This window comes from Streptomyces iakyrus (assembly GCF_000717055.1).
GTDB classification, from domain to species: Bacteria; Actinomycetota; Actinomycetes; order Streptomycetales; family Streptomycetaceae; genus Streptomyces; species Streptomyces iakyrus.
Genome location: NZ_JNXI01000104.1, coordinates 1 through 388 on the forward strand (window position 1 = coordinate 1; position 388 = coordinate 388).

Below are 388 nucleotides of genomic sequence, written 5' to 3' on the forward strand. Positions count from 1 at the left end.
GCGAGGGCCGTTCGTCGAGCACACGCTTGATCAGGCCGAACACCGGCACATGGTTGACGAGATGCTCGGCGAACAACTTCTTGCGCGCGGCGCGATCAACGGCTCGCTGCCGTGACCCCGGGGACCAGCGGCGGCGTGCTGCGCGTTGCCGCCTGCAATGCGCATTCGACGAACCGGCGCGGCAACAGCGAGGCATTCGAGCGCATCGCCACCAGCATGCGGCTTTCGGCATCAGGCGTATCGAGCGTCTTGGCGACGACGTTCATGACGCCGGCCTGCTGGTAGCAGGACGGCAGGATCGAAAGCCCGATCCCGGCCGCGACCAGACTGAGCACGGTGCGCAGCTCATGCGCCTCCTGCACGATGCGCGGCGCAAAGCCCGCCCGCC

Annotated in this window: 1 protein-coding gene; it reads right to left on the minus strand. The window is 68.0% G+C overall.

Annotation, left to right across the window (positions count from 1 at the left end; translation table 11 throughout):
* Positions 1 to 95: 95 nt before the first annotated feature.
* Positions 96 to 388, minus strand: a 293-nt coding sequence (locus tag OO68_RS48935; protein ID WP_245237469.1) for a LysR substrate-binding domain-containing protein, incomplete at its 5' end; no start/stop codon positions are given.